General features: G+C 66.2%; 4 protein-coding genes. 2 read left to right on the top strand and 2 right to left on the bottom strand.

All coding sequences use genetic code 11. The features are described from left to right. Positions 1 to 362, bottom strand: a 362-nt coding sequence (locus AC27IQ_RS21080; protein WP_487090660.1) for a regulatory protein RecX, incomplete at its 3' end; no start/stop codon positions are given. Positions 363 to 439: 77 nt separating this feature from the next. Next, positions 440 to 1531: a recombinase RecA gene (gene recA, locus AC27IQ_RS21075; protein ID WP_284400760.1), complete on the bottom strand. Its 1092-nt coding sequence runs from the start codon at positions 1529 to 1531 to the stop codon at positions 440 to 442. A 140-nt stretch (positions 1532 to 1671) separates the two neighbouring features. Between recA and AC27IQ_RS21070 the strand changes: the two genes are divergently transcribed. Next, positions 1672 to 2175 carry a MarR family winged helix-turn-helix transcriptional regulator gene (locus AC27IQ_RS21070; protein ID WP_487090659.1) on the top strand — a complete coding sequence of 168 codons (504 nt, stop codon included), beginning with the start codon at positions 1672 to 1674 and terminating at the stop codon, positions 2173 to 2175. Between the two features lie 126 nt (positions 2176 to 2301). Beyond that, the coding region (locus AC27IQ_RS21065) for a methyl-accepting chemotaxis protein (protein ID WP_487090658.1) at positions 2302 to 3245 on the top strand (944 nt) is incomplete at its 3' end.

Genomic DNA, 3245 nt, shown 5'->3' with positions numbered 1-3245 from the left:
TCCTGCGGCGTCTCGCCCGGGGCGCCGAAGCGCTGGCGCCACACGGCCTGCGCGCGCTCCAGCTCGGTGGCGCGTAGGCGCTCCGCAGTGGCGCGCACCAGGGCGTCGTCCAGCCCCTTGCCACGCAGCTCCTGCACCAGGCGCTGTGTGCCCAGGCGGGCGGCGCGGCGGTTCACCACCGAATCGGCCACGCGCTGCGCGCTGATGAAATCCTTGGCCTGCAGGTCGTCGAGCACGGCGTTCAGGTCGTCGCCCTCCTGCACGTGGCGGGCCAGCTTGGTGGCCAGTTCGGCGCGGGAGTGTTCGCGCTGTGCCAGCAGGCGCAGTGCCCGGCCCTTGAGCGAAAGCGTCGCAAATCCCATGGTGCTATGAAAGTGGAAGCATCCAGCGCCTGTCAATCAAGCGCTGGAGCCGGGCATGGCCTGCAATCGGCCAGGGCTTACTTCTCGGCCGCTTCCTTGGCCGGGGCGGCGGCGGGGGCTTCCAGGCTGGCGGGCAGCAGGGCGATGCCCAGGCTCTCGCGCACCTTGTTCTCGATCTCGCGGGCGAGGTCGGCGTTCTCGCGCAGGAACTCCCGCGAGTTGTCGCGGCCCTGGCCGATCTTTTCGCCGTTGTAGGCGTACCAGGCGCCGCTCTTTTCGATGATCTTCGCGTTCACGCCCATGTCGATGATCTCGCCCTCGCGGCTGATGCCCTCGCCGAACAGGATGTCGAACTCGGCCGTCTTGAACGGCGGGCTGACCTTGTTCTTCACGACCTTGACCTTGGTTTCGTTGCCCACGGCCTCGTCGCCCTTCTTGATCGTGCCGGTGCGGCGGATGTCCAAACGCACCGAGGCGTAGAACTTGAGCGCGTTGCCGCCCGTGGTGGTTTCAGGGCTGCCGAACATCACGCCGATCTTCATGCGGATCTGGTTGATGAAGATGACCATGCAGTTGGTCTTCTTGATGGTGGCGGTGAGCTTGCGCAGCGCCTGGCTCATCAGGCGGGCCTGCAGGCCGGGCAGCGCATCGCCCATTTCGCCTTCGATTTCGGCCTTGGGGGTGAGCGCGGCGACCGAGTCGATCACGATCAGGTCCACGGCGCCCGAACGCACGAGGCTGTCCACGATCTCCAGGGCCTGCTCGCCGGTGTCGGGCTGGCTGATCAGCAGATCGGACAGCTGCACGCCGAGCTTCTGGGCGTATTGCACGTCGAGCGCGTGCTCGGCATCGACGAAGGCGCACTGGCCGCCCTGCTTTTGCATCTCGGCGATCACCTGCAGCGTGAGCGTCGTCTTGCCGGACGATTCCGGGCCGTAGATCTCGACCACGCGGCCGCGGGGCAGGCCGCCCACGCCCAGCGCGATATCCAGGCCCAGCGAGCCGGTGGAGACGACCTGGATGTCCTCGATCACCTCGCCTTCGCCCAGGCGCATGATGGTGCCCTTGCCGAACTGCTTCTCGATCTGGGCCAGCGCGGCCTGGAGGGCCTTGGCCTTTTCGGTGTTGACGGGCTGGGCGGGGTGGGTCCCCTTGACGGCGAAGTCCATGGAAAGTCCTTGAAAAACAATGGGTTGGGGTGTCTCTGTCCGGCTGTGGGTAGTCACAGGCTGGATGCTTGAACAGTAGTTTATGCGAGCCGTCTCGGCGCGTAAACGGTGTTTTAAGTCAGTTTCCCTGACAATGTGCCATGGCCGAAACCCCACCTTCTTTCCCCCTCGACGATGGCTGGCGCCAGACCCACCTGGGCCGCCTGCTCGGGCATGCCATGCGCCGGTTCGATGCGCGGGTGCTCGAACTCATGGCCCACAACGTGGAAGTGCCCCTGGCGCTTTCCAACCTCGCCGCGCGCGATCAGGTGAGTGCGGCGCATGTGCACATCACGCGCCACCTGTCGCTGGGGGGCGACCGGCTGACCGATCTGGCGCAGCGGGCCGGCATGACGAAGCAGTCCATGGCCGATCTGGTGGACCAGTGCGCCGCCTGGGGCCTGGTGGTTCGGGAACCGGACCCGCGCGATGCCCGCGCGCGCCGGGTCTGCTTCACCGCCGCAGGCCTGGCGTGGCTGCAGGCGTTCCGCGATGCGGTGGCGCAGGCGGAAGCGGAATTCCGCATGGAGGTGGGCGACGAGGTCGCCACGGTGGTGGCGATCGGGCTGGAAGCGTATGCCGGAGGCGACGGGTTGTCGACCTGAAAACTGCAAAAGTGATAAATACGGCATCATATTTTTGTCATTTCCGCCCTGCGGATTTCGGTTTAAGTCTGTTCTAAGGTGTCAAAATGATAATCGTGATACCAAACGCAATAGGTGGTCCTTATCATGAACCTGCACAACCTCCGCATCGGTGCCAAACTGGCGCTCGCCTTCAGCATCACCACGCTGATCACCATCGCCCTGGCCTGGATGGCCTGGGGCCAGATGCTTCGCATCAACGCCAGTGCCGAAGACCTGGCCACCAACTGGCTTCCCAGCATCGAGGCCATCGCCAACGTGCGCATCGCCGCCAACCGCCTGCGGCGCACCGAGAGCGAGGCCTTCCTGCCGACGGACCAGGGCAACCTGACCAAGCTCAAGGAGGAACTCAAGGTGCGGCGCCAGCAACTGGTGGATGCCGAGGCCGTGTACGCACCCCTGGTGACGCCCGGTGAGGAGCGCAAGGACTATGAGGCCTACAAGGTCCAGCGGGACCAGTACCTCGCGGTGCAGCAACGCATGCTGGACCAGCCGCTGCAGGCGCACGATGAAACGCTGCGGATCTTCTTCACCGATTCGGAAAAGAGCTTCGATGCCATGGCGTCCACGCTGGGCGAGCTGGCCCGCGTGAACCGCCGAGGCGGCGACGCCGCGCACGACGATGCGGTGGCCACGTTCCACCGTGCGCAGACCACGCTGCTGGCCCTGCTGATCGCTGCGGTGGCGATTGCTTCGGTGCTGGCCTGGTGGATCACGCGGCACATCACGCGGCCGCTGGCTTCGGCCGTCGAAGTGGCGCGGGGCGTGGCCGCTGGCGACCTGACGATGGACATCGCCGTGCACGGCAAGGACGAATCCGCGCAGCTGATGCAGGCCCTGAGCGACATGCGCGCCAGCCTGGCGAGCGTGGTCGGTGCCGTCCACGGCAGCGCCGAAGGCGTGGCCGCGGCCAGCTCGCAGATCGAGCAGGGCAACCAGGACCTGTCGGCCCGCACCGAACAGCAGGCCTCGGCCCTGGAAGAGACCGCCGCGTCCATGGAGGAGTTGAGCTCCACCGTGCGCCAGAACGC

The sequence above is a fragment of the Acidovorax sp. KPB24-07 genome, assembly GCF_057543315.1.
Note: the sequence above shows the minus strand (reverse complement) of the source record. Positions and strands in the feature narration are given on the sequence as shown.